Below are 26885 nucleotides of genomic sequence, written 5' to 3'. Positions count from 1 at the left end.
CGCCACCGTCACCCGCTCGTGACCCACGGGGCCGCCGTGCTCCCTACCGTGAGGCGTCCCGCCCGCGGTCCGCGAGACACCGAGGAGACGCCGTGCCCGTCACGCCACCCACGCCCGCAGAGCTCGCCGCCCTCGCCGAGCGCGACCGCCTCGGCCTCGACGCCGCCGCGCTCGCGGCCTACGGCCCGCTGGTCGCGGGGTCGCTCGGGGCCTACGACCGGGTCGAGCAGCTCTGGGCCGAGCACGCACCCGCCGCCCCGGACCGCCCGTGGTCGTGGCCCGCCGAGGGCGAGAACCGGTGGGGCGCCTGGTACGTCCGCTGCCGTGTCGAGGGCGCGGCCGAGGGCCCGCTCGCCGGGCGCACGATGGCGGTGAAGGACAACACCGCCGTCGCCGGCGTGCCGATGGCCAACGGCTCCCACCTGGTCGACGGCTTCGTCCCCGCCCGCGACGCGACCGTGGTGACGCGCCTGCTCGACGCGGGCGCGACGGTCACCGGCAAGTCCGTGTGCGAGGACCTGTGCTTCTCGGGCTCGAGCCACACCTCGGTGTCCGGACCGGTGCGCAACCCCTGGGACCCGACCCGCATCACCGGCGGCTCGTCCAGCGGGAGCGCCGCGCTGCTCGCCGCGGGCGAGGTCGACGTCGCCACCGGCGGCGACCAGGGCGGCTCGGTGCGCATGCCCGCCGCGATGAGCGGGATCGTCGGCCACAAGCCCACCTACGGGCTCGTGCCCTACACCGGCGCCTTCCCCATCGAGGCGACGATCGACCACCTCGGCCCGATGACCCGCACGGTCTCCGACGCGGCGCTCTGCCTGGGGATCATGGCCGGCCCCGACGGCCACGACCCGCGCCAGCCCGACGTGATCGAGCCGGTCGACTACCTCGCCGGGATCGGGCGCGGCGCCGAGGGCCTGCGGGTCGGCGTCGTCACCGAGGGCTTCGGGCACGCCGGGCTCTCGCAGCCCGGCGTCGACGCGAGCGTGCGCGCAGCGGTCGACGTGCTCGCGGGCGCCGGCCTCGCCGTCGAGGAGGTCTCGGTGCCCTGGCACCGGGACGCGCTCGCGGTGTGGAGCGTCGTCGCGACCGACGGCGTCGTCGCCCAGATGATCGAGGGCAACGGCTACGGGCTGAACTGGGACGGGCTCTACGACCCGGAGCTGATCGCGCACTACGGCCGCCTGCGCGCCGAGCGCGGCCACCTGTTCTCCGACACCGTGAAGATGATCGCGATGGCGGGGCGCCACACGCTCGCGCGCGAGCACGGCCGGCACTACGCGATGGCCCGCAACCTCGTCCCGGCCGCCCGCGCGGGGTACGACGCGGCGCTCGCGCAGTACGACGTGCTGGTCATGCCGACGGTGCCGATCGTCCCCTCGGCGATCATCGCGGACGACGCGCCGGTGGAGGAGAGCGTGGCCCGGGCGCTCGAGATGATCGTGAACACCGCGCCCACCGACGTCACCGGCCACCCCGCGACCTCGGTCCCGGCGTCCCCGGTCGACGGGCTCCCGGTCGGGATGATGATCGTCGGCCGGCACTTCGACGACCTCACCTGCCTGCGCGTCGCCCACCACTTCGAGCAGGCGGTCGGTGGCTTCCCGTCGCCGCCGGTCGCGGCGGGCGCGGTGGCCGCCGGCTGAGGCTCTCCACGACGATCTCCCGGAGTGTCAGCAGCGCTCTGCCCTGCGCGAACACCGGCGCGGGCCGCGGCGGAGCGCCCCTAGCGTCCCGGGGTATGACGACGGCGGGCGAGGACGACGTGGCGCTGGTGCTGGGGGCCTACGCGGCCTGGGAACGGGGCGACATCGACGCCGCGGTGGCCCACATGCACCCCGAGATCGTGTGGATCGAGCCCGACGAGTTCCCGATGGGCGGGGAGCGGCGCGGGCCGGCGGCGGTGGCGGAGTACCTGCGCGCCTCCCGGGAGAGCTGGCGGGAGATGCGTTCGCAGCGCCGGGCGAGCGTCGCCGGCGGCGACGTCGTGGTGATCCACCACGTCGAGGGCACGCTGCTCGACGGCACGGCGAACGCCGTCGACGTCGCCGACGTGTTCACCGTCCGGGACGGGGTGGTGGTGCGGATGGCGGCGACCCTGGACCTCGAGGCGCCCTTCCGCTGACCTACTGCAGGTAGTCGTGCACCTGCTTCTCGGTCGCCTCACCCGGGTCGCCGCCGAAGTCGCGGCCGGCGCGGTGGCGCCGCAGCACGTCCCAGCACTGGTCGAGCTGGCGCTGGATCTGCTCCAGGCGCGCGCGGTCGTCGTCGTCGATCGCCTCGCCGTGCGCCCGCAGCTGGTGCTCCTCGTCCACGAGGGAGTGGATCCTCGACAGGGTCTCGTCGTCGGCCATGCGCACGAGCCTAGCTCCGCACCAGCGCCACGAGATCGCGCACACGGGCGTCGGGCAGGTAGGCGCGCCCGATCCCGACGCCGACGCGGGGCAGGTCGGCCTCGTCGCGGTAGACCAGGAACATCGGCGCGTAGCGCGGCTGGAACTTGGCCTTGAACGTGTGCAGCGACCGGAAGCCGTAGTAGGGCTCGAGCAGCTCGCCCATGCGGTCCAGGACGCGGTCCAGGACGTGCTCGCCCTCGACTCCGTCGTCCGAGTCCCCGGTGCGGGCCAGCGGGGCGCCGGAGAGCGAGAGGTACGAGGCGCCCTCGGCCTGGAAGGTCAGGCACGCCGAGGCGATGAGGTACTCGACGACGGCGCGGAAGCCGTCCTGGCGCCGTCGCATGACGTCCAGGGTCCAGCCGACGACGACGTCATCTGCCCCGTACACCGGCAGCCATGAGGTGACGCCGTGCACGGTGCCCTCCGCGTCGACGGCGAGGCCGGTGCGCACCTCCGGGTCGAGCGCCTCCTCGACGCCGCCGAGCGTGAAGCCCATCTCCGGCAGGCCCTTGTCGCCCACCCACTCCTCGGAGATCGCGCGGACCTGGGCGACGACGGAGCGGGGCTCCTCGGCGAGGTGCACCATCCGGTGCTCGATCCCCGCCTTGCCCGCCCGGTTGAACGCGCTGCGCACGTTCTGCCAGGGCTTGCCCTTGAACTCGAGACCCTCGAGGTCGATGAGGGTGTCCTCGGCGACCTGCAGCGCGCGCCAGCCCGCGGCGCGGGAGTCGTCGGCGAGCGCCTCGGTGGTGGAGAAGAGGCACGGCACCCACCCGGAGCGCTCGGCCAGCGCGCGGAAGTCCCCGAGCGCGGCGGTGCGCTCCGCCGGCGCCACGATCGGGTCGCCCAGGGCCACCGCCACGCCCGCGTGCACCCGGTAGGCGGTCACGCCGTCGGCGTGCTCGAGGTACCGGTTCTCCGGCCACGTCGCCATCCACGAGATGGTCGAGCCGCCGTACCGGTGCAGCGCCGCCCGGGCGACCTCGGGTCCGGTCGCGGCGGAACCCCGCGCCCGGCGCCGCAGCCGCCGGCGGGACGGGACGGCGAACGCGTGCCGGCCGACCACGAGCCACACGAGCAGCGCCGACCACAGCACGGCGTTCGGCACGAAGACCGCGAGGCCGACGAGCTCGATCTGGTCGGACTGGCCCGTGGCCTGCGCGTACGCCACCGCGACGATCACCAGCAGGCCGAGCAGCAGGTAGAACACGCCGAGGACGAGACCGACGACCCACGCCGGCCGGCGCCCGCGGCGCAGGCCCTCGGCGAGCAGCAGCGAGATCACGACGGACACGAGGGTCTCGACGACCGTCGAGTCGGACGCCGTGTCGCCCAGCGGCCCGACGACCGGCACCAGGAGCGTCAGCACCCGGATGACGGCGATGACGACGAGGCCGGCCGCGGCGACCAGGCGGAATTCGCGGCGGCCCGGGCGGCCCGTGGGGGCAGGGCCGGCGCCCGCGACGCGCCGGCCGAGCGGGAGCGCCACGACGAGCACGAGCGCATGGGCGGTGTCGGCGAGGCTGCCGAGGAAGAGCAGCCCGACGGCCACGACGCCGACGAGCACGAGGCGCAGCCGCAGCCGCCACGGCGCGGCGAGCGTGGCCGACGCGACGGCCAGGACGGCGAGCATGCCGGTGGTGATCCCGCCGGTCAGGGCGCCGGCCAGCGCGACGGCCCAGGCCCAGCCGGTGGCGGCGAGGGCGGCGACGAGGCCGACCGCGACGAGGAGGCCGGCGAGCTGGGCGATCACGAGCACGGCCAGCGTCCGCCGGGACCCGATCCGCCCCTCGGCCCAGCCGAGCCCGACCGCGGCGAGGACGAGCCCGACCAGCGCACCCGCCGGGTGCGCGCCGACGAGGCCCGCCGACAGCGGCGTCCACCAGTGCCCCGCGGCGAGCGCCGGGACCCCGGTCGCGAGCCCGGAGGCCCAGGGGCGGTCGGCGAGCGGGCTCCAGAAGCCGCCGGTCACGCACCCCGCGACGAGGAGCAGCAGCACCGTCACCGCGGTGACGGGCCGGCGCCGCGCCGTCGCCAGCGCGCGCGTGACCGTCACCGCCGCGCGCCCGCGGGGGTCGTCCCCGGCCTCGGTCGGTTCCGGACGGGCGGTCACCGTCATGGACGATCTCCTCGGACGTCACGGATCGCGACCGGATGGTCGCAGGATGCGGCTGAAAGGGTGAGTGACGAGGAAAGTGTCCGATGTCGGACGCCCCGAGACAATCCTCCGGGTGATCGATCGTCTCGACGTGGCCGCCCGCGTCGACCACGATCATCTGCGTGGTGGACACCGTCGACCGGGACCGGCGACTGCTCCTGCTCTCGGTGTGGGCGTCGGGTGCCTTCGCCGTGCTCTCGTCGGTGTGGGGCGTGCTGAGCGGCTCGTCGATGATCGTCTTCGACGGCCTCTACTCGTTCGCGAGCATCGGGCTCTCGATGCTGGCCGTGCTCGCCCTGCGCACCTCGCAGCGCGGCGCCGACGACCGCTACCCGTGGGGCCGGGAGATCTGGGAGCCCGTCGTCGTGGTGGTCAAGGCCGTCGCGCTCGGGGCGCTCTGCGTCTACGCGGTCGTCGGTGCGGTGGCCGACCTGCTCGCCGGCGGCCGCGAGGTCTCCACCGGCTGGGCCCTGGCCTACGCCGTCGTCGCGACGGCCGCCGGGATCGTCGTCACGGTCCTCATGCGCCGCGGCGGTCGCTCCGACCTCGTCCGGGCCGAGGCGGCCGAGTGGCTCGGCGACACCCTGCTCTCGGTCGGCGTGCTGGTCGGGTTCGTGATCGCGGCGGTGCTCGTCGCCTCCGGTCGCCCCGACCTCGCCGCGTACGTCGACCCGGCGATGGTGGTCATCGTGTCGCTGGCGTTCCTGCGGGTGCCCGCCCGATTGGTCGGCGGCGGGATGCGGGAGATCCTCGAGATGTCCCCGCCCGCCGAGACCCAGGCGGCGCTGACCGCGGCCGTCGAGGAGGTGCGCGAGCAGTTCGGGCTCGCGGAGTCGTTCCTGCGGGCCTCGAAGGTCGGGGGTCGGGTCGACGTGGAGGTGGACTACGTGGTGGGGGAGGGATCGACGGTGCGGACGGTGGCCGACGGGGACGTGGTCCGGCAGGCCCTGCACGACCGGCTCGCGGCGCTCGGGTTCGAGCGCTCGGTGGTCGTCGCGTTCACGACCGAGCGGCGGTGGGCGCTGTGAGCCCCGAGGTGGGGACCACGGCCGACAGGACGGTGCGCCGCGACCTGGTCGTGCACCTGCGCCGGCCCGAGGACCTGCTGACGGTCGACCCGGCCGCGCTGCTCGAGCCCGACGGCGACGACGCGCGGATCGTCCCGGGGGCCCAGGAGCTGCTCGACGAGGTCCTGGCGCGCCGGCGCCAGTCGCGGCGCGGCGACCGCGTGGTGCTCACGCTGCCCGCGGGCACGGCGGAGGACCTCGAGGCCGTCACGGCGCGGCTCACCACGGCCCTGCGCCGCTGGTGCCGCCGCGGCATCGAGGGCGACGAGCGGGAACAGGACGTCATGCGGCGCCTCGGCGTCGCGTCACTGCGCCCGGGCATCCCGCTGTTCCTCGTGGGCCTGCTCTTCTCCACCGACTTCCTGGCGCCGGACGTCCCGGAGTTCTTCCAGGAGCTCCTGGGCAACGGCGTCTTCCTCGTCATCGCCTGGGTCGGGCTCTGGTACCCGCTGGACTCGCTGTTCTTCGCCCGGCTGCCGGTCAAGCGGCGCAGCAAGGCGCTCGACGCGCTCCTCGCGATGCCGGTGGAGGTGCGCCTGCGGGAGGCTGCGCCGACCGAGTGACAGCTCACCGCCGGACAGGTGAGCTTTCGTGCGCTTCGCGTCGCTGTGGGTGGATCCTCCCGCGCAAGGGGATGTCGGCGACGGAGTCGAGCGATGGGGTCAGGGCTCGAGCACGCGCACGAGGAGTGGCTGGAACTCGTCGCCGACCTGGTCGGACGTCCACTGATCGGCTGGCCGGCACCCGAGATCCTCTCGCTGCTCGCCGCGAGCTTCGAGGCCCCGGCCGCCGTGTTCTACACGCAGGAGGGTGCCGAACCGATCGAGCAGGTGTCGGCGCCGGCGGATCTCTACGGCGGGTACCGCGCGGAGGTCGAGCGATGGAGCGCCGAGAACGCCTTCCGTGAGCACCCGCTCCTGCGCTTCTACCTCGCGACCGGCCGGTGCGAGGTGATGCAGGTGGCCGACGTGCCCGAGCGCTTCGCCGGCCGCCGCGTGCAGGAACGCTGGCGTGTGGTCTGCGACGACCTGCTCGGTGCCGACGTGGTCTCCCAGGTCTCGATGCCCGTGCGGCTCGGACCGCGGACGAACCGGTCGTTCCTCGTCGGGCGGTGCGACGCCTATTCCGGCGAGGAGATGGCGCTGCTGGGCACGGTGCAGCGGGTCCTCATCGGTCTCGACCGCCAGATCGCGGCGCACGCCCGCTGGTCCGCGCGCACCGGCGCCCACGCGGCCCCGACTGCCTCCGAGGTGGGTCTGACCCCGCGCGAGAGCGCCGTGCTGGATCTGCTCGCCTCCGGCGGCACCGCCCGGGCCATCGCACGACGGCTCGGCGTGGGGGAGCGGACGGTGCAGAAGCACCTGCAGCGCATCTACACGAAGCTCGGTGTCGCCGATCGGCTGGCGGCGGTGCAGCGCGCCCAGCTCATCGGCCTGCTCCCGCCGCCCGGGCTGGTGCGTACGTAGTTCCCGCCCTGTCGCCCTCGTCACGATCCTCCGCCAATGGGTCGAGCGCGATGCGGTCGTCCGCTTCGCGTCGTCACCACCACCCAGGGGAGGACCCATGCTCGCCACCACCGACATCCACAGCCGCCTCGACGAGGTCCGCGCCAAGATCGCCGAGGCGCTGCGCGCCGTGGAGAGCGACAGCGGGGCGTCGGTCGTCACCGCCGCGGTGGTCGGGGAGTTCGACAGCAAGGGCGCGAAGGCCGAGGGCGCGGAGAACGCGCGCGACGCCGTGATCGAGCTGGAACAGGCTGCGGACAGCGCGCGCGTGGCGGCCGCGGCGGACCCGGGCCTCGGAGGGGCGGCCCGGGAGTCCGTCGAGGCCGCCCACCTCGCGATCTGCATCCTCAAGACCGAGGTCTGAGGCCGGTGCGCCTCCGGCGCCCGTGATCACTTCGGAGTGCCCGAGCACTCCGACGTGCTCACGGGCCCGAAGGGCACAGGATCGCAACCCCGCCGACCCGGCGCGGCAACACCCACGCCCTTCACTCGTCGGCGACCCACCACGAGGTGGGGCGCGTCTAGGGTTCCGCCGGCTCCGGTCGGGGCTGGTCCGAGAGACGCAGGCACCGGGTGCGCCCCGGTGCTCCACGGCGGGGGAAAAGCCCGGGAGATGACCGACGTCCGGTCGTCTCGGTGAGGCGGCCGGCGACCCCGGGAGTCGCCCGTGCAGATCCCCCCGTCCCTCCCCGCCCCCCACGGCGGCCCGCCCCGCCAGGCCCCGCGCCACGGCCCCGAGGCCGCCCGCGCCGTCGAGGTCGAGGCCACGTTGGGCCACGCCGGCCGCGACGCCGAGATCGCCCGCGGCCTGCAGATGGGCCTCGAGGCCGCCGACTCGGTCGTCGACCGCACGATCCCGCTGTTCTCCCGCGGCGAGCTGCCCCACTTCGCCGGCATCCCGACGTTCATGAAGGCGCCGTTCGTCGAGGACGTGCGCCGGTGCGGCGAGTACGACGTCGCGATCATGGGCGCCCCGTTCGACGGCGGCACGACCTACCGGCCCGGCACGCGGTTCGGGCCGAAGGGCATCCGCGACATCTCGCTGCTCTACGGCACCTACTCGTTCGAGCTGGGCGTCGACCTGCGCGAGTCGATCACGATGTGCGACGTCGGGGACATCTTCACGATCCCGGCGAACATCGAGAAGACGTTCGACCAGATCACCAAGGCCGTCAGCCACGTGTACGCGTCCGGGGCGTTCCCCGTGGTGCTCGGCGGGGACCACTCCATCGGCTACCCGACCAGCCGCGGCGTCGCGGAGAACCTGGGCGACGGCAAGCTCGGGATCATCCACTTCGACCGCCACGTCGACACCCAGGAGACCGACCTCGACGAGCGGATGCACACCACCCCGTGGTTCCACGCCACGGACCTGCCGAACGTGCCGCCGGAGAACCTCGTCCAGATCGGCATCGGCGGCTGGCAGGCGCCGCGGCCGGGCGTCGAGGTCGGCCGCGACCGCGGGACGACGATCATGACGGTCACCGACTGCGTCGAGATGGGCATCGAGGCCGCCGCCGAGCGGGCCCTCGAGGTCGCGTGGGACGGCGCCGACGCCGTGTGGCTCTCCTTCGACGTCGACTGCCTCGACGCCGCGTTCGTGCCCGGCACCGGCTGGCCCGAACCCGGGGGCTTCCTGCCCCGCGAGGTCCTCACGTTCATCCAGCTCATCGCCGACGCCCGGCCGCTCGCGGGCATCGAGATCGTCGAGTGCTCCCCGCCCTACGACAACGCCGAGATCACCGCGCTGATCGCCTGCCGCGTCATCTGCGACACGCTCGGGTGCCTCGTGCGCTCCGGGCACCTGCCGAACAGGAGCCGGTCATGATCATTGCCGGGGTGGCGATCGGCGTCGTCATCGTCGTCGCCGTGGGGCTCGTCGTGGCCCGGCGCGTGGACGGCGACTCGACCAACTTCCTCGTCGCCGGCCGCTCGCTGCTCCTGCCGCTGTCCGCGGCCGGGCTGATGGGCCAGGCCGTCGACTCGAACGCGACGCTGGGCAACATGGACCTGAGCTTCTCGCTCGGGTTCTGGGCGGGCGCCTCGCTCCCGCTCGGGCTCTCGCTGTGCCTGCTGATCACGGGGCTGTTCTTCGCGGCGCGCATGAACGCGATGGGCCTGTTCACGCTGCCCGACTTCTACCGCCAGATCTACGGCCGCGGCGTCGAGGTCACGGCCTCGGTGCTGATGATCGCGAGCTTCTGCATCCTGCTCGCGGGCAACCTCGTGGCGGGCGGCTACCTCTTCGAGCGGTTCCTGGGCACGTCCTACACCGGGGGCGTGCTGATCATCGTCGCCGTCGTCCTGGCCTACACGATCACGGGCGGGATGTTCTCCGACGCCTGGACCGCGCTGATCCAGATGGTGATCACCGTGGTCGGGTCGGTGTCGCTGCTGGTGTGGACCACGGTGCACTTCGGGCTCTCCGCCGCGCCGGGGACGGGGCCGTTCGACCTCGAGCAGCTGACGACGGCCGCCGGCGGTGCGCCGATCAACTGGGCGACGCTGATCTCGCTGGGCATCGGTGACATCGTCGCCATCGACTTCATGCAGCGAATCTTCTCGGCGCGCTCGCCGCGGACGGCCCGCAACGCGTGCTTCACCGGCGCGGTCCTCACCGCCGCCGTCGGGGTCTGCTACGCCCTCGTCGCGCTGGCGGTCGGCAGCGTGCTCGGGCCGGAGGCCGAGACGCCGATCCTGTTCACGCTGCTCGGGCAGTTCGCGCCGGCGTGGCTCGCGATCCTCGTGCTCTCGGCGATCGTGGCGGCGTCGTGCTCGACGGCCAACGGGGTCATCCTCGGCACCGCCTCGGTGGCGGTGCGCAACATCCGCGGGCTGCGTGACCCGTCGATCGGTACCGGCCCGTCCCGCACGGACCCGCTGCTGCGCGCGGTGCGCGCGACCATGCTCCCGGTGGTCGCGGTCTCCATCCTGTTCGCGCTGCAGGTCCCGCAGACCGGCATCCTGCTCACGCTCGCGTTCGACCTGCTGCTCGCGTGCCTGCTCGTGCCCTTCGTCGCCGGGCACTGGTGGCCGCGGCGGGCGACGCGGGCGGCGGCGGTCGCGGCGATCGTCGTGGGCCTCGTCGTGCGCCTGACGCTCTTCGCGCTCACCCCGACGATCTTCGGCGCGGACAACACGCTGCTCTACGTGCCGAACGACCTCGTCGGCCCCGGCTTCGACGGCTACCCGACCTTCCTCGGCTTCGCGGCGTCGCTGCTGGCCTTCGTCGTCGTCGCCCTCGCGCGCCCGGCCCGCGAACCCGCGGTCCTGAGCCGCCGGGAGGACCTGGTGCCGGCCGCCACGTGAGTGGTTGGCGCCCCTATGGGGGCGCCAACCACTCACATGGTCAGGTCAGCCCCGGTCGAGCATGGCCTCCTCGTAGTCCAGCTCGCGGAGCATGTCGCGCAGGATGCCCTCGTCGATCCGCCCCATGTCGCGGAAGCGCACGAACGTCGCGCGCTCGGCGGTGAGCATCTCGCGGCGCAGGCGGGTGAACGCCACCGACGGGGCCTCGCCGATCTCGTCGTCGGAGCGCCCGAGGCGTTCCCACGCGCCGTTCGACCGGTGCTGCGCCCACGTGCGCAGCTGCTCGGTGACGTGGGCCGGGGTGCCGTCGTCGGCGAGGTCGTCGAGCCGCGCGATGGCGGCCTCGGCGGCCGCCTGCTTCACCGCGGCCTCGTCGAGGACGTCGCGCTGGCCGCCCTGGTCGCGGACGCGCAGGCGGCGGATCAGCGCGGGCAGGGTGAGGCCCTGGACCAGCAGCGTCCCGACGGTGATGACGAAGGCCGCGAACACGACGACGTCGCGCCCGGGCATGCCGTCGACGCCCGCCGGGATCGCGAAGGCGGCCGCCAGCGTGACCACCCCGCGCATCCCGGCCCACGAGATGACGAACGGGCCCCGCCAGGACAGCGCGGGGCCGCGCCGCCGGACCTGCGGGATCAGCCGGGACAGGTAGATCGTGGGGAACACGAAGACGAACCGGGCCAGGATCGTCACGACGAGCAGGGCGAGCGAGACCAGCAGGATCCGGCCGGCGTCGGTGCCGAGGCCGTCGACGACGATCCGCAGCTGGAGCCCGATGAGGCCGAACACCAGCGCCTCGAGCAGCGTGTCGAGCGCCTTCCACACCGCCTGGTCCTGCAGCCGCGTGGCGTAGCCGGCCTCGGTGGCCTTGTGCCCGAGGTAGAGCCCGGCGACGACGACGGCGAGCACCCCGGAGGTGTGCAGCTCCTCGGCGAGCAGGTAGATCACGAACGGGACGAGCAGGCCGACCGAGCTCTCCAGCACGCCGTCGTGCAGCCGCAGGCGCACCTGGTGGAGCAGCCAGCCCGCGGCCGCGCCGATGAGGACCCCGCCCACGGCCGCGAGCGCGAACTCCCCGAGCCCCTCGAGGACCGTCGCCCCGGTGCTGACCGTGGTCGTCGACATCGCGGCGGCGAGCAGCACCCGGAACAGGGTCAGGGCGGTCGCGTCGTTGAGCAGGCTCTCGCCCTCGAGGATCGCCATGATCCGCCGGGGGAGCCCGAGCCTGCGGCCGATGGATGCGGCCGCCACCGCGTCCGGCGGCGCGACGACGGCCCCGAGCACGAGGGCGCTCGCCAGCGGCAGCTCGGGCACGAGGAACCACGCCGCCACCCCGACCACCGCGGTGGAGAACACGACCAGCCCGACCGCCAGCTGGCTGATCCGCTTGATGTTCTCCCGCAGCCGCAGCGTCGAGCTCTCGAGCGAGGCCGAGTAGAGCAGCGGCGGCAGGACGAGGAACAGCACGAGGTCGGGGTCGAGGGGCACCGCGGGCATGCCGGGCACGAAGGAGACCGCGAGCCCGACGACGACGAGCAGCAGCGGCGCCGAGAGCGAGAACCGGCGCGCGACGGCGGTGACGGCGAGGGCGAGGACGAAGACCAGCAGGAGGGCGCGCGGGTCGGTCTCGGTCACGGCGCGGTCCCTCCGGTCCGGGCGTGCACGCTGACCGCGTAGCCCCCGCCGGCGTAGGGCTCGGCGCCGTCCCAGTCGGCGGTGCGGTGGGTGCGGACGAGGCCGGCGCCGCGGCAGGCGCCGTCGTAGTCGTCGAGCGTCGGGAAGGCGACGCCGTCGGGCAGGGTGAACGGCACGTGCGCGGCGTCGAGCCCGAACCCGGCGACGAGGAGCCCGCCGGGACGCAGGTGCCGGGCGAGGACGGCGATCACGCGCGCGTGGGTGCCCGGGGTCAGCAGCGGCCACAGGTTGCCCGCGGCGACGACGGCGTCGACCGGGTGCCCGAGGTGCAGGTCGACCAGATCCACGAGGTGCCACTCGATCCCGGGGGCCGCCGCACGTGCCTCGGCGAGCATCGAGGGGTCGAGGTCGGCGCCCACGACCCGGTGCCCGAGACGGGCGAGGTGGATGGCGACGCGCCCGGTGCCGCACCCGGCGTCGAGGACGTCGGAGGGCCGCTCACCGAGCAGGGCCTGGACGCGCCGGGCCTCCCCGTGCAGGTCCTCGCCCTGCGCCTCGAGCGCGGCGAACCGCTGGGCGTACCCCGGTCCGGCGGTCCCGCCGGTGACGGCGAGCCAGGGGTTCTCGGTCACCGGCACACTCTAGGACCGGCGGAACCGAGGCACGCCGCACACCGGCCGCCGTATGCGAATGTCTGCATGTATTGTCCGGGACGTGGGACACGGGCACGGACACGGCGGGCACGGCGGCGACGACCGCCGCCGGCTCGGGCTCGCCCTGGGCATCACCGCCCTGGTCCTCGTGGTCGGCGCCGTCGGGGCGGTCGTCACCGGCTCCCTGGCCCTGCTCGCCGACCTCGGGCACGTCGGCACCGACGTCGTCGCCCTCGCCACCGCGCTCGCCGCCTCGGCGCTCGCGGCCCGCCCCCCGAGCCGGCGCCGCACCTTCGGGCTCGGGCGCGCCGAGGTGCTCGGCGCCGCGCTGAACGCGGTGCTGCTGCTCGGCGTCACCGTGTGGGTCGCGATCGAGGCGGTCGAGCGCCTCGTCACGCCCACCGAGGTGCCCGGCGGTGGCCTGCTGCTCTACGGTCTCGTCGGCCTGGTCGGCAACCTCGTCGCGCTCGTCGTGCTGCAGCGCGGCAGCGGCGGGATGAACGTGCGCGGCGCGGCCCTGCACGTGCTGGGCGACGCGCTCGGCTCGGTGGCGGTGCTCGCCGCGGCCGCCGTGACGCTCACGACGGGCTGGGCCTACGCCGACACGATCGCCTCGCTCGTGATCGTCGCGATCCTGCTGCCCCGCACTGTGGCCCTGCTGCGCGAGACCGGCCACGTCCTGCTCGAGGGCACGCCGGCCGGCATCGACGTCGACGAGGTGCACGCCGTGCTGCTCGAGGTCGAGGGCGTCGCCGAGGTCCACGACCTGCACGTCTGGTCCATCAACGACCGCAGCCCCGCCGTCTCGGCGCACCTCGTCATCTCCGACGAGGGCTGCACCACCGCCGACTGCGGCGAGCACGGGGTGCTCGACCGCGCGACGACCCTGCTCCGTGACCGCTTCGGCCTGCACCACAGCACGCTGCAGGTCGAGGCGCCCGAGCACGCCGACCACGAGCAGGCCTGCGAGCCGCCGCGGCCGTTGCGCGCCGGCGGGTCCGCGCTCGGCTGAGATCAGGACGCGACCGCGAAGGCGCGCCGGTGCTCGGAGGGCGTGCGGCCGAAGGCATCGAGGAACGCGGTGCGCATCGTCTCGGTCGACCGGAAGCCGCAGCGCGCCGCGACCCGGGCCAGCGGCACCTCGGTGGTGGCCAGCAGGTGGGCCGCGGCCTCGGTGCGCGTGCGGCGCACGTGCTCGGCCGGGGTGCGGTCCAGGTGGGCCCGGAACAGCCGCGTGAGGTGACGCTCGCTGACGCCCGCGAGCGCGGCCAGGGCCGGTGCGCCGAGGTCGCCGTCGAGGTGCTCCGCGACGTGCTCGACGACGCCGCGCACCACGTCGTCGGCGGGGGCCGGCGCCGCGACGTGGAGGCTCATCTGCGCCTGGGTGCCCGGACGCTGCAGGTAGGTGACGAGCGCCTGCGCCGCCCGCCGCGCGAGCGCGGGGCCGTGGTCCTCGGCGACGAACGAGAGCGTGAGGTCCAGCGCGCTGGTGACGCCGGCCGAGGTGGCGATGCGGCCGTCGCGCACGAAGATCGGTCCCGGGTCGACGGCGACCGCGGGGTGCTCGCGCGCGAGGCGGGCGGCGAACCCCCAGTGGGTCGTGGCGCGGCGCCCGTCGAGGAGGCCCGCGGCGGCGAGGACGCTGGCGCCGGTGCACACCGACGCCACCCGGCGCGCATCACGGGCGAGACGCCGGACGTGGGCCACGAGGGTCTCGTCGCCCGCCGCGGCGTCGCTGCCCATCCCGCCGACCACGACGAGCGTGTCGACCGGCGCGGTGTGCCGCTCGAGCGCGCCGTGCGCCTCGAGGCGCAGCCCGGGCCGGCAGGTGACCGTGCGCCCGCCCGGCGTGAGCAGGCGCACCGCGTAGCGCGGGGTGGCACCGAGGTCGCCGGCCACCGAGAACGTCGTCGTCACGCAGGAGACGTCGAGCAGTTCCGCGTCCTCGTAGGCGATGACCGCCACGCTCGGGTCCACGGCCCGCAGCCTAGCGCCGGGCCGGTCCGTCCGGACGGGGTGCGCAGGAATCCGGACCAGCCTGTCGGATACGCCCCGGGGGTATTCGTCGCGGGTCCATCGTCGCGGCCGTGAGCACCCACAGCACCACCGCCCGCCCCACCCGCCTCCACCGCGTGCCGGCCGTCCTCCGGCGCCGCTGGCCGATCGCGGTCGGGCTCCTCGCCGCCGCCGCGATCGTGCTGACCGGCCCGCTCGGGCCCGACGACGTCGCGGTCGGGGTCGCGATCGCCGTGTCCTGCTACCTCGCCGCCGTCGCCTTCTCCCGGCCCTGGATGGCCTGGGCGTGGTGCCTGGTCGGGACCGGGCTGGTCGTGGCGTCGCGGCTGCTCGACGTCCCGCCGCTGCTGACCAACGGGGTGGCCGCCGTGGTGCTGGTGGGCGTCGGGATCGTGCGCGGTGCCGCACGCCCGGCACTGGCCCGCCAGACGGCGGGCCTGGTGCTCTACGGAGCTCTCGTCCTGGTGGCCCTCAGCGTCCCGCCCGGGCCCGGACTCGCCGTCGCGGCGCTCGCCCTCCTCGGGCACGGGGCGTGGGATCTCTGGCACCTGCGCAGCCACCGTGGCGACGTCTCGCCGTCGCTGGCCGAGGCCTGCGTGGCGCTCGACGTGCCCGCCGGCGTGGCCGTGCTGCTCCTCGCGTTCGTCGTGTGATTCAACATCCCGGTAACACGGGGCGCCTAGCGTGCGGTGACCCGCCGCTGACCCTGCTGCTCTCCCCGCCGTGCCGGAGGTCCCCGTGCTGCTGTCCCCCCACGAGCAGGAGAAGCTCCTGGTGCACGTCGCCGCGGGCCTCGCCCGCGACCGCCGCGCCCGGGGACTGCGGCTCAACCACCCCGAGACGGTGGCGCTGCTGACCTCCTGGATCCTCGAAGGGGCCCGCGACGGTCGCAGCGTCGCCGACCTCATGAGCGACGGGCAGAAGGTCCTCACCCGCGAGGACGTCATGGACGGCGTGCCCGAGATGCTGCCGACGGTCGCGGTCGAGGCGACGTTCCCGGACGGCACCAAGCTCGTCACCGTGCACGACCCGATCGCATGAGCCCGGGAGACGGAGCGCAGCGGAGCTCGACCATGAAACCCGGTGAACTGACGCCGGCCGACGGCGACGTCACCTGGGGCGAGGGCCACGAGACGCTCGACCTCGTCGTCGCCAACACCGGCGACCGGCCGATCCAGGTCGGCTCCCACGTCCACTTCGCCGCGGCGAACCCGGCGCTGGCGTTCGACCGTGAGGCCGCCGCCGGCATGCGCCTGGCGATCCCCGCGGGTACGTCGGTGCGCTTCGAGCCGGGGGTGGAGAAGCAGGTCGCGCTCGTCGCCCTCGGCGGGACGGGCACGGTGCCGGGCATCCGGCTCGACGTCGACGACCCCGCCGGCCGGCGCAGCGGCTCGGCGGGCCCCGGCTGGAGCGTCACCCGCGAGACCTACGCCGACCTCTTCGGGCCGACGACCGGCGACCGCGTGCGGCTCGCCGACACGGACCTCACCCTCCGGGTCGAGGAGGACCGCAGCCGCGGCCCGCGCGGCGGCGACGAGGCCGTCTTCGGCGGCGGCAAGGTCATCCGCGAGTCGATGGGCCAGTCCCGGGCCCCGCGCGCCGACGGCGCGCCGGACCTCGTCATCACCGGCGCGCTGGTGCTCGACCACTGGGGTGTCGTCAAGGCCGACATCGGCGTGCGGGACGGGCGCATCGTCGGGCTCGGCAAGGCCGGCAACCCCGACACCATGCACGGTGTCGACCCGGAACTGGTGATCGGCCCGTCGACGGAGATCCTCGCCGGCAACGGGCTGGTCCTCACCGCCGGCGGCGTCGACTGCCACGTCCACCTCATCAGCCCCCAGCAGCTGCCCGAGGCGCTCGGGTCGGGGGTCACGACGATGATCGGCGGCGGCACCGGGCCGGCCGAGGGCACCAAGGCCACGACCGTGACGCCCGGCGCCTGGTGGTTGGCGCGGATGTTCGAGGCGCTCGACACCGTGCCGCTGAACTTCGCGCTGCTGGGCAAGGGCAACACCGTCGGCGTCGACGCGCTCCACGAGCAGGTCGTCGCCGGCGCCTCGGGGTTCAAGGTGCACGAGGACTGGGGCGCGACGCCCGCGGCGATCGACGCGGCGCTGCGGGTGGCCGACCAGACCGGGGTGCAGGTCGCCCTGCACACCGACACGCTCAACGAGGCGGGCTACGTCGCCGACACCCTCGCCGCGATCGCGGGCCGGGGCATCCACGCGTACCACACGGAGGGCGCCGGGGGCGGGCACGCGCCGGACATCATCACCGTCGCCGGGCAGCCGCACGTGCTGCCCAGCTCCACCAACCCGACCCGCCCGCACACCGTGAACACCGTCGACGAGCACCTCGACATGCTCATGGTCTGCCACCACCTCAACCCCTCGGTGCCCGAGGACCTCGCGTTCGCCGAGTCCCGCATCCGGGCGTCCACGATCGCCGCCGAGGACCTCCTGCACGACCTCGGCGCGATCTCGATGATCGGGTCGGACTCGCAGGCGATGGGCCGTGTCGGCGAGGTCGTGATGCGCACCTGGCAGACCGCGCACGCCGCCAAGAAGCGCTGGGGGCTGCTCGCCGGGGACGCCGAGGACGACAACCAGCGGGCCCGCCGCTACGTCGCGAAGTACACGATCTGCCCGGCGGTCGCACACGGTCTCGACCGCGAGGTCGGGTCGGTCGAGGTGGGCAAGCTCGCCGACCTCGTGCTCTGGGACCCGGCGTTCTTCGGTGTCCGCCCGCAGGTCGTGGTCAAGGGCGGCATGATCGCCTGGGGCCGGATGGGCGACGCGAACGCGTCGATCCCGACCCCGCAGCCCGAGCTCTCGCGGCCGATGTTCGGAGCCGCCGCGCCGGCCGCGGCGGCGACGTCGCTGCACTTCGTCACCGAGGCGGCCCTGACCGCCGGGCTGCCCGAGCGCGTCGACGTGCGCCGTCGGTTCGCGCCGATCACCGACACCCGGGCGGTGGCCAAGGCCGACCTGCCCCGCAACGACGCGACCCCGGACATCACCGTCGACCCGGACACCTTCACCGTCCGCGTCGACGGCGAGGTCGTCGACGCCGCCCCCGCCCGCGAGCTGCCGATGGCGCAGCGGTACTTCCTGTTCTGACGGGGGGTGCTGCTTCCATGGAGCGCGTGACGACCTCCCACACGGTGACCGCGAGCCCGCTCGGTCCCCTGACGTTGCGCGCCGACGACGGCGTGCTCTCCGGGCTCTACATGACCGACCACCGCCACGGCCCCGCGGCCGAGACGCTGGGCCCGCGCGACGACGACGGCCTGCCCGCGGTGCGCGAGCAGCTCGCGGCGTACTTCGCGGGCGACCTGAAGGACTTCGACCTGCCGCTGGCCCTGCGGGGGACGGCGTTCCAGGAGCGGGTGTGGGCGGCGCTGCGGGAGATCCCGTACGGCGCCACCTCGACCTACGGCGAGCTCGCGGCGTCGATCGGGGCGCCGTCGGCCTCCCGCGCGGTCGGGCTCGCCAACGGCCGCAACCCGATCAGCATCGTCGTGCCCTGCCACCGGGTGGTCGGGTCCACGGGCGCGCTCACGGGCTACGGCGGCGGCACGGAGCGCAAGCGCGCGCTGCTCGACCTCGAGACGGGGGTGCTCACCCTGTGACCCTCGCGCCCGGCCTGCTGCTGCTCGCCGACTCCCGCCTGCCCACCGGCGGGCACGCCCACTCCGGTGGCGTCGAGGAGGCCGTGCGGCACGGTGACGTGACCGGCCCGCCGGACCTTGCGGCCTTCCTCGCGGCCCGCGTGCCCACCACGGGTCTCGTCGCCGCGGCGTGCGCGGCGGCGGCGTGCGCGCTGGCGGGGGAGGAGCGAGGGTCACCCTCGCCGCGTGGGGCGCAGCCAGGGCGTCCCTCGCTCCCGGCGGGCGCGCCGGGGTGGGCGCGCTGGGAGGACGCGCTCGACGCGCGGACCCCGGTCGCCGCGCTGCGCGAGGTGTCGCGGGCGCAGGGGCGGGCGCTCGTGCGCACCGTGCGCCGGGTCTGGCCCGAGGCCAGCCTCGACGGTCTGGGTGCGCGCCCGCACCAGGCGCTGGTCCTCGGCGTCGCGACGGCCGCCGCCGGCGCGGGCCCCGACGACGCCGCCGCGCTCGCCGTGCACCACCTCGTCGGCCAGGCCACCACCGCCGCGGTGCGCCTGCTCGGTCTCGACCCGCTCGCCCTGGCCGGCGTCCACGCCCGCGCGCTCGAGGCCGCCGTGCCGACGGTCGCGCGGGCCGCCGCGGCCGGTGCCGCCGCGGCGAGCGCCGACGACCCCGACCTCCTGCCCGCCGCGACCACCCCGCGTCCCGAGGTGCTCGCCGTCCTCCACGCCCGAGCCGAGGGAGCCCTCTTTGCGTCATGAGCTGCACGAGACGGACCTCTCCGGGGGAGCGGTCGACGTGCCCCACCGCCACGACCACGCCGTGCGGATCGGCATCGGCGGGCCGGTCGGCTGCGGGAAGACGGCGCTGACCGCCGCCCTGTGTCGGGCGCTGCGCGACGAGCTCTCGGTCGCCGTCGTCACCAACGACATCTACACCACCGAGGACGCCGACTTCCTGCGCCGCGAGGCCGTCCTCGACCCCGACCGGATCGTCGCCGTGCGCACCGGCTGCTGCCCGCACACCGCGATCCGCGACGACATCACCGCCAACCTCGACGCCGTCGAGGACCTCACCGCCCGCTTCGACCCCGACCTCGTGCTCGTCGAGTCCGGCGGCGACAACCTCACCGCGACGTTCAGCTACGGCCTCGTCGACCGCCAGATCTTCGTGGTCGACACCGCCGGCGGGGACGACGTGCCGCGCAAGGGCGGGCCGGGCGTCGCCGGCGCCGATCTGCTGGTCGTCAACAAGATCGACCTCGCCCCGCTCGTCGGCGCCGACGTCGACCGGATGGCCGCCGACGCCGCCCGCGTGCGCGAGGGCCGCCCGACCGTGCTGACCTCGGTGCGCACCCGACCCGAGGTCACCGAGATCGCCGACTGGGTGCGCGCCCGCGTCGCCGCGCGGGCCCCCGCGGCGTGATCCCGGCCCACCTGGCCGTCGACGCCGGGCGCGTCACGTGGACCTCCCGCCCGCCGGTCGTCCTCCGGCGCACCGGGACGGCACGGGTGCACCTCGTCCAGGTCGGCGGGGGCCCGCTCGGCGGCGACGAGCTGGGCCTCGAGGTCGTCGTCGGGCCCGGCCAGCACCTGGAGCTCCGCAGCGCCGCCGCCACGGTCGTGCAGCCCGGCCGCGAGCCCGGCGCCGCGGCGACGTTCGTCGTGACCGCGAGCGTGGCGGACGGCGGGAGCCTCGTCTGGCGCCCGGAGCCCACCGTCGTCATCGACGGCGCGGCGTGGGACGTCCGCCTGCGCCTCGACCTCGCCGCGGACGCCGCGGCGACCGTCGTCGAGCAGGTCGTGCTCGGCCGCGCCGGGCAGGACGGCGGGCGCGTCGCCAGCACCCTCGACGTGCGGGTCGGCGGCCGCCCGTTGCTCGTCACCACCACGCACCTCGACGGCGCCGACCCCGCCCTGACCGGACCGGGCGGCACCGCCGGCGCCCGGTCGGTGGGGACGGTCCTGCGCGCCGGCCCGGACGTCGCGGGCGACGACGCGACCGGTGGCGGCTCGGACGTCCTCTGGGCGCGCAGCCCGCTCGCCGGGCCGGGCTCCCTGCTGACGGCGCTCGGCACGCCCCGGGCGGTGTCCGGGGTGCTGGACGGGGCTCTGGGGGCTCTGTCGGCTCAGCGGTGCTCGGGCGACCGGGGGACCCGGGCGTCCTGAGCCGCGACGCCGTCCGGGTCGAACCACGGGTGGCCGCCCCGCGACGTCGGCGGGGTGGGCGAGGTGCCCGGCCGGCTCGGCGCTCCGCCGCCCGCGTCGGCCCCGTCGTCGTCCGGGCCCGCGGCGTCGGCGTCGTCGGCGCCGTCCTGGGCTTCAGACGTGTCGGTGTCGTGGTCCTCGGGGTCGCCGGTGACGTCCGCGCCGTCGCCGGTCTCGTCGGCGTCGGCGTCGGCGTCGTCGGCGTCCTCGCGAGCGTGGGCCTCGTCCGCGCCGTCCGTCCCGTGGGCGGGGGCCGCACCGGCGTCCTGACCGCCGGTCCCGGTGCTGGCGGACGTGGAGTTACCGGGTGCGGCGTTGCCGGGCGTGGAGCTGCCGGGCGTGGAGCTGCCCGGCGTGGAGCTGGCGGGCGTGGCGTCGGCGGCGGAGCGCCCCGGCACGAAGGTCGCGGCCGCCGTCACGGGCCGCGTGCCGGCGGCGGACCCGGTGGCGGAGCCGGCGGCACCGGCGGGGCCGCCGGGCCTCGCGGCAGGAGCCGACGCAGATGCTTCGGTTCCCGAAGCCTTGCCCGGGACCTCGGCGTTCCTCCCGGCCGCGGCCCGCGCGTCCGGAGCCGACGGCGATGCTCCGGGTCCCGAAGCATCTCCGGCATCTTCGCCGTCCTCCCCGGCCGCGGCGCGCGCGCCCGGAGCCGATGGAGATGCTTCGGTTTCCGCAGCGTCTCCAGGACCCTCGGCGCCCTCCTCGGCTGCGGCGTCCTCGGCCGACTCACCGTCCCTGGACGCCGCGTCGCCCTGGAGGTATCCCGGGTACTCGGTGGTCTCGTCCTCCTCGGGCGCGGCCGGGGGCGGCGGGACGACGCCGCCGCGTCCCGAGCCCTGCAGGTAGCCGGGGTAGCGGTCGGCGTCGGGGTCGTGGAGCCGCCCGTCGGCCTCCTCGGTCGACTCCTCCGCCGACACCTCGGGCGACTCGACGTCCGGCTCGGAGGCTGGCTCGGAGGCCGGCTCGGCGACCTCCTCGTCAGGAGCGGCCCCGGCCTCGGTCACCGCGGCGAAGGTCTCGGTGTCCGCGTGGTCGTCGTGCTCCTCGTCACCGGCCTGAGGGATCGGGAACGACGGGACGGGGCGCGAGGGCGTCCCGGCCGGCGGGGAGGCCGCGGGCCCCGTGCCCCAGGGCGGGGTGCCGTGCGGGGCCACGGGCATGCCCGGCGAGGGCGGGCCGGCGGGCCGGGTCGCGGCCGCGCCGAGGCCGATCCCGGCGCCTGCGCCGGCGGCGGCCGCGCCGACCGGGAGCAGCGTGGTGCCGGCCTCGGCGACCACCTGGTCGCCGCGGTCGTCGACGAGGGCGTGCCGGCCGGTCGGCGTGCGGTCCTCGGGCTTCTTCGGCAGGCGTCGGAACAGGGCGATGAGGATCAGCGTCCAGGACACCACCTGCAGCACGATCGCGAGGAGGCCGAGCGCGCTCGCGACGGACGCCAGCGACTCCGGCGCCAGGCCGAACAGGTGCAGCGTCGCCTCGGCGATGAGGTACGCCGGGATCAGCAGGGCGACCAGCTGCACCGCCAGGCCGGCGATGGCCGGGCCCGAGACGGCGGGCAGCTCGCGGCGGCGCAGCACGGCCACCACGAGACCGACGATGATCGGCACGCCCGCGGGGAGGAAGGCGGCGGCGAGTCGGGCGCCGGAGTCGAGCATGGCGACGAACCTAACGGAACGGGACCGAACGGCGGAGCATTGACCTCCGCAGCACGGATCGTGGATGCCCCGGCGTGATGACGGGGTGATGACGGGGTGATGACGGGGTGATGACGGCGTGACCGCCGGCGTCACGGCAGGACGTGGGGGTCGCGGAGGTCGGCGTCACCGAGGCCCAGATCACGGGCGATGCGCCGGGCCTCGTCGAGGCCGATCTCCTCGGCCGTGCCCCGACCGGTCCACCAGAGCTCCTCGGGCTGGGTGCTGGCGTGCCACCGACCGTCGACCCCCAGCCGGGCGCCCCGGTGGACGCCGGAACCCCGGGGGTCGTAGCGGAGCAGGGTCGGGCCGAGGGTGCCGCCGCGATCGACCCAGAACGTGAGGCGGGGAGGCCGGGCGGGACGGCGGGGGCGGGCGGGCCGAACGGGTCTGCGGGGTCGGCCGCCCGTGCTCGCGGCGGTCACGTCCGCCAGCATGGTTCACCGTGAGCAGCGGGACGACCGGCCGACGGAGGAACATCCCCGGGGCGGGTGCTGCCCCGAACGCCGGGCCCGACCGTGTCCGGACGGTCCTCGCGGCCTGCGACGCGGTCGACGGGTTCTTCGCGATCTCGACCCGCGACGTCGAGGCGGCCGACCCCTCGTGGCGACCGCTCGCGCGCTTTCTCGCCGTCCCCGAGCAGGGCGCCGACCCGCTCGCCGACCGGCTCGAGCAGGTGGCCGCGGGCCTCGGCGCGCCCCGTCGCGTGGCGGCGTCGCTGCTGGGGCAGTCGCTGGCGTCGCGGTCGCTCTCGGTCCTGCTCGCCGCGGCGGCCCAGGGCGTCCTGCCCGCCCTCTCCCCGACGTCCGTCCTGCACGCGCGGGCCTGGCCGGGCGGGCCGATGCCGCTGTGGGCGGACCCGGAGCGGCTCGACGGCGTCCTGCTCGGGGCGCCGGACGAGCCGGAGACGGCCGCCGCCCTCGCCCGGGCGCTGGCCGAGGACCACGTCGCGCCGGTCGTGGCGGCCATGCGGGCGCGGGCGTCGGTCTCCGAGCGCGTGCTGTGGGGCAACGCCGCGGGGGCCCTCGGCGGGGCCGTGCGGGTGCTGGGCTCCGCGCGCCCGGACCTCCACGACGCCGCCCTCGCCCTTGCCCGCGGCGTGCTCGCCCAGCCGCCCTTCGCCGGGCTCGGGAGCTTCGTCGCCGATCCCGACCACCCCAGCGGCCTCGGGTTCGCGCGCACCACGTGCTGCCTCTACTACCAGGTGCCCGGTGGCGGGAAGTGCGGCGACTGCGTGCTGCAGCCGGGTCGTCGGGCGGCCCGTTAGACCGGCGGCCAGACCACGAGCAGGCGCCCCGCGCCGATCAGCGCGAACACCCCGACCAGCGCGAACATCGCCACCCAGATCCCGCCCGGGACCCCGGTGAGGCGTTCGAGCTGGTCGGCGTCGGAGTCCGGCGCGCGGCGGCGGGACCGCTTGCGCTGCACCTCCATCACGGTGCGCAGACCACCGATGATGAGGAACCAGGTCACGAAGCAGGCGAAGCCGTACTGGACGTTCGCCGACCCGTACGCGGCGACGACGACGAACACCGCGCCGGTGAGCACCACCGAGAGCACGCCGTAGGCGTTGCGGATGAGGATCAGCGTCGCGAGCAGCAGGACCACGGCGACGACCAGCATCGCCGAGATCGCGTCGGCGGCCACCAGCACCGACGCGCCGATCCCGAGCAGCGGCGGCGTCGCGTAGCCGGCGGCGGCGGTGGCGACCATGCCCGGCCCGTCACGGCGTCCCTTCGAGACGGTGACGCCGGAGGTGTCGGAGTGCAGGAGGATCCGGGTCAGCGTGCGCCCGGAGAGGATCGCGACCAGGGCGTGCCCGCCCTCGTGCGCGATCGTGACGACGTTGCGGGCGAGCCGCCAGCTGCCGTGAACGGCGACGACGAGCAGGGCCACGAGACCACCGAGGATGACGAGCGTGGCCTGCGTCTGGCCGGTGCTGAGCTGGTCGAGGCCGTCGAAGGGCGACGGCAGCGAGGTCGGGAGGCCGGTCGTCACGATGGGGGCACGGTAGTAGGGCCGCCGTCCGTTCCCCGTCCGCGCCCCGTCCACGCCCCGTCGCGCCCCGGTGTCGCGCTCGCCGAGCGTCGCGACGGCGGCCATGCTGATCGCGTGACCGACACCGCGGGGGCCGCCGAGACCATCCGGATGGGGACGGCCCGGGGCCGCTGGATCCTGCTGACCACCGTGCTCGGGTCGGGCCTCGCGATGCTCGACTCGACAGTGGTCAACATCGCCCTCGAGCGGATCGGCGCGGAGTTCGACGCGAGCTTCGCCGCACTGCAGTGGACGATCAACGGCTACACGCTCACGCTCGCCGGGCTCATCCTGCTCGGCGGGTCGCTGGGCGACCGGTTCGGGCGCCGGAAGATCTTCCTGGTCGGCGTGGTCTGGTTCGCGGTCGCCTCGGCGCTGTGCGGGCTCGCGCCCTCGGTGGAGCTGCTCATCGCCGGGCGCGCTCTGCAGGGCGTCGGCGGCGCGCTGCTGACGCCGGGCAGCCTCGCGCTGATCTCGGCGTCGTTCCACGGCGAGGACCGGGCCGCGGCCATCGGGGCGTGGTCCGGTCTGGGCGGCGTGGCCGGGGCGGTCGGGCCGTTCCTCGGCGGGTTCCTGGTCGAGTGGACCTGGCGTGCGGTCTTCCTCATCAACCTGCCGCTGGCCGCCGTCGTGGTGGTCGTCGCGCTGCGCCACGTCCCCGAGTCCCGCGACCCGCAGGCCGCGACGCACCTCGACGTCCCGGGCACGGTGCTCGCCGTCGCCGGGCTCGCCGCGCTGACGTGGGCGCTCACCGCGGCCGGGGAGGAGGGCTCGACGGCCTCGGCCGTCGTCGCGGGCGCGATCGGGGTGCTGGCGCTGATCGCCTTCGTGCTCGTCGAGCGCCGTGCGCGGGCCCCGCTGGTGCCCGGCGAGCTCTTCGCCAACCCGCGCTTCACGGGCACGAACATCATCACGCTGCTCGTGTACGGGGCGCTCGGCGTGAACTTCCTGCTCGTCGTGCTCCAGCTGCAGGTCGTGGCGGGCTTCAGCCCGCTGGCGGCCGGCATGGCGACGCTGCCGATCACGCTCATCATGCTCGTGCTCTCGGCGCGCTCGGGGCGCCTCGCGCAGCGGATCGGCCCGCGGTGGCCGATGACGATCGGGCTGCTGCTCGCGGCGACGGCGATGCTCCTGCTGCGGCGGATCGGGCCGGACGCGTCCTACTTCGTGGACGTCCTCCCGCCGGTGGCGCTGTTCGGGCTCGGCCTCGCGGGCACCGTCGCACCGCTGACCGCGACCGTCCTCGACGCCGCCGACGACCGCCACGTCGGCATCGCCTCCGGGGTCAACAACGCGATCGCCCGCGCCGCCGGGCTGCTCGCGGTCGCGCTGATCCCCGCCGTCGCCGGTATCTCGGGGCAGGACTACACCGACCCGCCGTCGTTCGCGGCGGGCTACCGGATCGCGATGGCGATCGCCGCCGGCCTGCTCGCGGTCGGCGCGGTCCTCTCGGCGGTGCTGCTGCGGCCCCGGAGGACGCCGGCGACGACCGCGCCGGAGGACCCGGACGATCATGCCCCGGAGCGCTTCCCCACCGAGGTCTGCACCCACTGCGGCGTCACCGCCCCGCAGCAGTACCCGCGGTCCTAGGCGAGCGCCTCGAGCACCGCGTCGGCGTCGGCGTCGGCGTTGTGCAGGTGGAAGCCCAGGCGCGCGGCGCCGTCGCGGACCGCCGCGCGCACGCCGGCGGCGGCGAGGCGGTTGACCGCGCCGTCGTGGCGCACCGAGACGATCGCGGACTCGCCCGGTGGCAGCCCGAGCCCCGTGCGCACGCGGTTCGCGAGCCCGACGGCGTGATCGTGCACCGCGGCGGCGTCGAGCGACGCGAGCCAGGGCAGGGCGACCGCGGCGCCGACGTGCGCGAGCCAGACGGGGGAGAGGTCGAAGCGCCGCGCGTCGTCGTGGAGGCGCAGGGGCAGGCCGTAGATCGCGTCCCAGCCCCCGGCGTACCAGCCGGCGAGGGCGGGGGTGAGGCGCTCGGCGAGCCGGTCCGAGAGCGCCATCCACGCCGCGCCGCGCGGGGCGAGCAGCCACTTGTAGCCGCCGGCCACCACGGCGTCGGCCCACGCGAGGTCGGCGGGGAGCCAGCCCAGCGACTGGGTCGCGTCGAGGACGACGAGCGTGTCCGGACCGACCTCGGCCCGCAGGGCCGCGAGATCGAGCAGCGCCCCGTCCGCGGAGGCCACCACGCTGACGGCGACGACGTCGGCGGCGCGGGCGCGCTCGGGCAGCTCCTCGAGGGGCACCTCGACGACATCGTGCCCGGCGGCGGCGAACGGGAAGCTCACCGAGGTGAACTCGCGGTCGGCGGTGAGCACGCGCGACCCGGCGGGCAGCGAGGTCGCGATCAGCCCGACCATGCCCGACACCACGGTGCCCAGCGCCACCGAGGACACGGGCACGCCGACGAGCCGCGCGAACGCCTCCCGTCCCGTGGCGACGACGCCGTCGAACCCCGGCGCCGAGGTCTCCGCCCGGCCCCACGCGGTGACCGCGGCGGACACCGCGTCCACCACCGGCCCGGGCGGGACCCCGATCGAGGGGGTGTTGAGGTAGATGTCCTCGACGTCGAACGTCGTGCCGAAGGCGTGGCGCACGCCC

27 protein-coding genes and 1 riboswitch are annotated in these 26885 nt (G+C 75.4%); of the genes, 18 read left to right on the top strand and 9 right to left on the bottom strand.

What is annotated here, in order from left to right:
- Nucleotides 1–92: 92 nt before the first annotated feature.
- Complete coding sequence (locus tag QSK03_RS03075) at nucleotides 93–1646, top strand: amidase (RefSeq protein WP_285648480.1); 1554 nt, start codon at nucleotides 93–95, stop codon at nucleotides 1644–1646.
- A 95-nt stretch (nucleotides 1647–1741) separates the two neighbouring features.
- Nucleotides 1742–2125, top strand: a complete 384-nt coding sequence (locus tag QSK03_RS03070) for a nuclear transport factor 2 family protein (RefSeq protein ID WP_285648479.1) — start codon at nucleotides 1742–1744, stop codon at nucleotides 2123–2125.
- A gap of 1 nt (nucleotide 2126) precedes the next feature.
- On the opposite strand, the gene QSK03_RS03065 is transcribed toward QSK03_RS03070, so the two are convergent.
- A complete protein-coding gene (locus QSK03_RS03065; protein WP_285648478.1) occupies nucleotides 2127–2354 on the bottom strand; it encodes a DUF2630 family protein in 228 nt (75 codons plus the stop codon).
- Nucleotides 2355–2364: 10 nt separating this feature from the next.
- Nucleotides 2365–4515 (bottom strand): bifunctional lysylphosphatidylglycerol flippase/synthetase MprF, encoded by a 2151-nt coding sequence (locus QSK03_RS03060; RefSeq protein ID WP_285648477.1) that lies wholly within the window; start codon nucleotides 4513–4515, stop codon nucleotides 2365–2367.
- Between the two features lie 161 nt (nucleotides 4516–4676).
- On the opposite strand from QSK03_RS03060, the gene QSK03_RS03055 reads away from it, so the two are divergent.
- From QSK03_RS03055 to QSK03_RS03030, 6 genes are all read left to right on the top strand, one after another.
- On the top strand, nucleotides 4677–5582 hold the full coding sequence (locus QSK03_RS03055) for a cation diffusion facilitator family transporter (protein WP_285648476.1): 906 nt from the start codon (nucleotides 4677–4679) through the stop codon (nucleotides 5580–5582).
- A complete protein-coding gene (locus QSK03_RS03050) occupies nucleotides 5579–6184 on the top strand; it encodes a hypothetical protein (RefSeq protein WP_285648475.1) in 606 nt (201 codons plus the stop codon). Before QSK03_RS03055 ends, QSK03_RS03050 begins: the two co-directional genes overlap by 4 nt.
- A gap of 93 nt (nucleotides 6185–6277) precedes the next feature.
- Nucleotides 6278–7087 carry a helix-turn-helix transcriptional regulator gene (locus QSK03_RS03045; protein ID WP_285648474.1) on the top strand — a complete coding sequence of 270 codons (810 nt, stop codon included), beginning with the start codon at nucleotides 6278–6280 and terminating at the stop codon, nucleotides 7085–7087.
- A 97-nt stretch (nucleotides 7088–7184) separates the two neighbouring features.
- A complete protein-coding gene (locus QSK03_RS03040) occupies nucleotides 7185–7490 on the top strand; it encodes a hypothetical protein (RefSeq protein ID WP_285648473.1) in 306 nt (101 codons plus the stop codon).
- Between the two features lie 146 nt (nucleotides 7491–7636).
- A riboswitch (guanidine-I (ykkC/yxkD leader) is annotated at nucleotides 7637–7741 on the top strand.
- A gap of 52 nt (nucleotides 7742–7793) precedes the next feature.
- Nucleotides 7794–8954, top strand: a complete 1161-nt coding sequence (locus tag QSK03_RS03035) for an agmatinase family protein (RefSeq protein WP_285648472.1) — start codon at nucleotides 7794–7796, stop codon at nucleotides 8952–8954.
- Nucleotides 8951–10435 (top strand): sodium:solute symporter family transporter, encoded by a 1485-nt coding sequence (locus tag QSK03_RS03030; RefSeq protein WP_285648471.1) that lies wholly within the window; start codon nucleotides 8951–8953, stop codon nucleotides 10433–10435. Before QSK03_RS03035 ends, QSK03_RS03030 begins: the two co-directional genes overlap by 4 nt.
- Before the next feature lie 45 nt (nucleotides 10436–10480).
- On the opposite strand, the gene QSK03_RS03025 is transcribed toward QSK03_RS03030, so the two are convergent.
- Both QSK03_RS03025 and QSK03_RS03020 read right to left on the bottom strand, forming a co-directional pair.
- A complete protein-coding gene (locus tag QSK03_RS03025) occupies nucleotides 10481–12070 on the bottom strand; it encodes a Na+/H+ antiporter (protein WP_285648470.1) in 1590 nt (529 codons plus the stop codon).
- Nucleotides 12067–12702, bottom strand: a complete 636-nt coding sequence (locus tag QSK03_RS03020; RefSeq protein ID WP_285648469.1) for a class I SAM-dependent methyltransferase — start codon at nucleotides 12700–12702, stop codon at nucleotides 12067–12069. Before QSK03_RS03020 ends, QSK03_RS03025 begins: the two co-directional genes overlap by 4 nt.
- Before the next feature lie 82 nt (nucleotides 12703–12784).
- On the opposite strand from QSK03_RS03020, the gene QSK03_RS03015 reads away from it, so the two are divergent.
- Nucleotides 12785–13735 carry a cation diffusion facilitator family transporter gene (locus QSK03_RS03015; protein ID WP_285648468.1) on the top strand — a complete coding sequence of 317 codons (951 nt, stop codon included), beginning with the start codon at nucleotides 12785–12787 and terminating at the stop codon, nucleotides 13733–13735.
- A gap of 2 nt (nucleotides 13736–13737) precedes the next feature.
- Here the strand turns inward: QSK03_RS03015 and QSK03_RS03010 are convergent, their stop codons facing one another.
- Nucleotides 13738–14700, bottom strand: a complete 963-nt coding sequence (locus QSK03_RS03010) for a GlxA family transcriptional regulator (protein ID WP_285648467.1) — start codon at nucleotides 14698–14700, stop codon at nucleotides 13738–13740.
- 110 nt (nucleotides 14701–14810) lie between these two features.
- On the opposite strand from QSK03_RS03010, the gene QSK03_RS03005 reads away from it, so the two are divergent.
- From QSK03_RS03005 to QSK03_RS02975, 7 genes are all read left to right on the top strand, one after another.
- On the top strand, nucleotides 14811–15392 hold the full coding sequence (locus QSK03_RS03005; RefSeq protein WP_285648466.1) for a hypothetical protein: 582 nt from the start codon (nucleotides 14811–14813) through the stop codon (nucleotides 15390–15392).
- Between the two features lie 85 nt (nucleotides 15393–15477).
- Nucleotides 15478–15780, top strand: a complete 303-nt coding sequence (locus QSK03_RS03000) for an urease subunit gamma (RefSeq protein ID WP_285648592.1) — start codon at nucleotides 15478–15480, stop codon at nucleotides 15778–15780.
- Nucleotides 15781–15812: 32 nt separating this feature from the next.
- The gene (locus tag QSK03_RS02995; RefSeq protein WP_285648465.1) at nucleotides 15813–17861 is read left to right on the top strand and encodes an urease subunit alpha; all 2049 of its coding nucleotides are present in this window, start codon (nucleotides 15813–15815) and stop codon (nucleotides 17859–17861) included.
- Between the two features lie 26 nt (nucleotides 17862–17887).
- Entirely contained in the window at nucleotides 17888–18373 is a 486-nt protein-coding gene (locus QSK03_RS02990) for a methylated-DNA--[protein]-cysteine S-methyltransferase (RefSeq protein WP_502872115.1), read from the top strand.
- Nucleotides 18370–19110, top strand: a complete 741-nt coding sequence (locus QSK03_RS02985) for an urease accessory protein UreF (RefSeq protein WP_285648463.1) — start codon at nucleotides 18370–18372, stop codon at nucleotides 19108–19110. The genes QSK03_RS02990 and QSK03_RS02985 overlap by 4 nt, the downstream gene beginning before the upstream one ends.
- A gap of 1 nt (nucleotide 19111) precedes the next feature.
- Entirely contained in the window at nucleotides 19112–19774 is a 663-nt protein-coding gene (gene ureG / locus QSK03_RS02980) for an urease accessory protein UreG (RefSeq protein ID WP_502872121.1), read from the top strand.
- Complete coding sequence (locus QSK03_RS02975) at nucleotides 19771–20517, top strand: urease accessory protein UreD (protein ID WP_285648461.1); 747 nt, start codon at nucleotides 19771–19773, stop codon at nucleotides 20515–20517. The genes ureG and QSK03_RS02975 overlap by 4 nt, the downstream gene beginning before the upstream one ends.
- Here QSK03_RS02975 and QSK03_RS02970 read toward each other — a convergent pair.
- Both QSK03_RS02970 and QSK03_RS02965 read right to left on the bottom strand, forming a co-directional pair.
- Nucleotides 20478–22208, bottom strand: a complete 1731-nt coding sequence (locus QSK03_RS02970; protein WP_285648460.1) for a hypothetical protein — start codon at nucleotides 22206–22208, stop codon at nucleotides 20478–20480. The genes QSK03_RS02975 and QSK03_RS02970 overlap by 40 nt on opposite strands.
- Nucleotides 22209–22339: 131 nt before the next feature.
- Nucleotides 22340–22672: a hypothetical protein gene (locus QSK03_RS02965; RefSeq protein WP_285648459.1), complete on the bottom strand. Its 333-nt coding sequence runs from the start codon at nucleotides 22670–22672 to the stop codon at nucleotides 22340–22342.
- Between the two features lie 20 nt (nucleotides 22673–22692).
- Here QSK03_RS02965 and QSK03_RS02960 point away from each other — a divergent pair, with 20 nt between their 5' ends.
- Nucleotides 22693–23514, top strand: a complete 822-nt coding sequence (locus QSK03_RS02960; RefSeq protein WP_285648458.1) for a (2Fe-2S)-binding protein — start codon at nucleotides 22693–22695, stop codon at nucleotides 23512–23514.
- On the opposite strand, the gene QSK03_RS02955 is transcribed toward QSK03_RS02960, so the two are convergent.
- The gene (locus tag QSK03_RS02955) at nucleotides 23511–24245 is read right to left on the bottom strand and encodes a M50 family metallopeptidase (protein ID WP_285648457.1); all 735 of its coding nucleotides are present in this window, start codon (nucleotides 24243–24245) and stop codon (nucleotides 23511–23513) included. The two genes, QSK03_RS02960 and QSK03_RS02955, sit on opposite strands and share 4 nt — an antisense overlap.
- Nucleotides 24246–24395: 150 nt before the next feature.
- Here QSK03_RS02955 and QSK03_RS02950 point away from each other — a divergent pair, with 150 nt between their 5' ends.
- The gene (locus QSK03_RS02950) at nucleotides 24396–25874 is read left to right on the top strand and encodes an MFS transporter (RefSeq protein WP_502872120.1); all 1479 of its coding nucleotides are present in this window, start codon (nucleotides 24396–24398) and stop codon (nucleotides 25872–25874) included.
- Here the strand turns inward: QSK03_RS02950 and QSK03_RS02945 are convergent.
- Nucleotides 25871–26881, bottom strand: a complete 1011-nt coding sequence (locus QSK03_RS02945; protein ID WP_285648455.1) for an aminotransferase class V-fold PLP-dependent enzyme — start codon at nucleotides 26879–26881, stop codon at nucleotides 25871–25873. The two genes, QSK03_RS02950 and QSK03_RS02945, sit on opposite strands and share 4 nt — an antisense overlap.
- Nucleotides 26882–26885: the final 4 nt, after the last annotated feature.

Origin of the sequence: Actinomycetospora sp. NBRC 106375, assembly GCF_030269665.1 — a bacterium.
Classification (GTDB): Bacteria; Actinomycetota; Actinomycetes; order Mycobacteriales; family Pseudonocardiaceae; genus Actinomycetospora.
Note: the sequence above shows the minus strand (reverse complement) of the source record. Positions and strands in the feature narration are given on the sequence as shown.

Bases quoted from the DNA above. Each gene is read 5' to 3' on its own strand.
- QSK03_RS02970 (WP_285648460.1), bottom strand. From the start codon at position 22,208: ATGCTCGACTCCGGCGCCCGACTCGCCGCCGCCTTCCTCCCCGCGGGC.
- QSK03_RS02995 (WP_285648465.1), top strand. From the start codon at position 15,813: ATGAAACCCGGTGAACTGACGCCGGCCGACGGCGACGTCACCTGGGGC.
- QSK03_RS03065 (WP_285648478.1), bottom strand. From the start codon at position 2,354: ATGGCCGACGACGAGACCCTGTCGAGGATCCACTCCCTCGTGGACGAG.
- QSK03_RS02950 (WP_502872120.1), top strand. From the start codon at position 24,396: ATGGGGACGGCCCGGGGCCGCTGGATCCTGCTGACCACCGTGCTCGGG.
- QSK03_RS03030 (WP_285648471.1), top strand. From the start codon at position 8,951: ATGATCATTGCCGGGGTGGCGATCGGCGTCGTCATCGTCGTCGCCGTG.
- QSK03_RS03060 (WP_285648477.1), bottom strand. From the start codon at position 4,515: ATGACGGTGACCGCCCGTCCGGAACCGACCGAGGCCGGGGACGACCCC.
- QSK03_RS03070 (WP_285648479.1), top strand. From the start codon at position 1,742: ATGACGACGGCGGGCGAGGACGACGTGGCGCTGGTGCTGGGGGCCTAC.
- QSK03_RS03045 (WP_285648474.1), top strand. From the start codon at position 6,278: ATGGGGTCAGGGCTCGAGCACGCGCACGAGGAGTGGCTGGAACTCGTC.
- QSK03_RS03040 (WP_285648473.1), top strand. From the start codon at position 7,185: ATGCTCGCCACCACCGACATCCACAGCCGCCTCGACGAGGTCCGCGCC.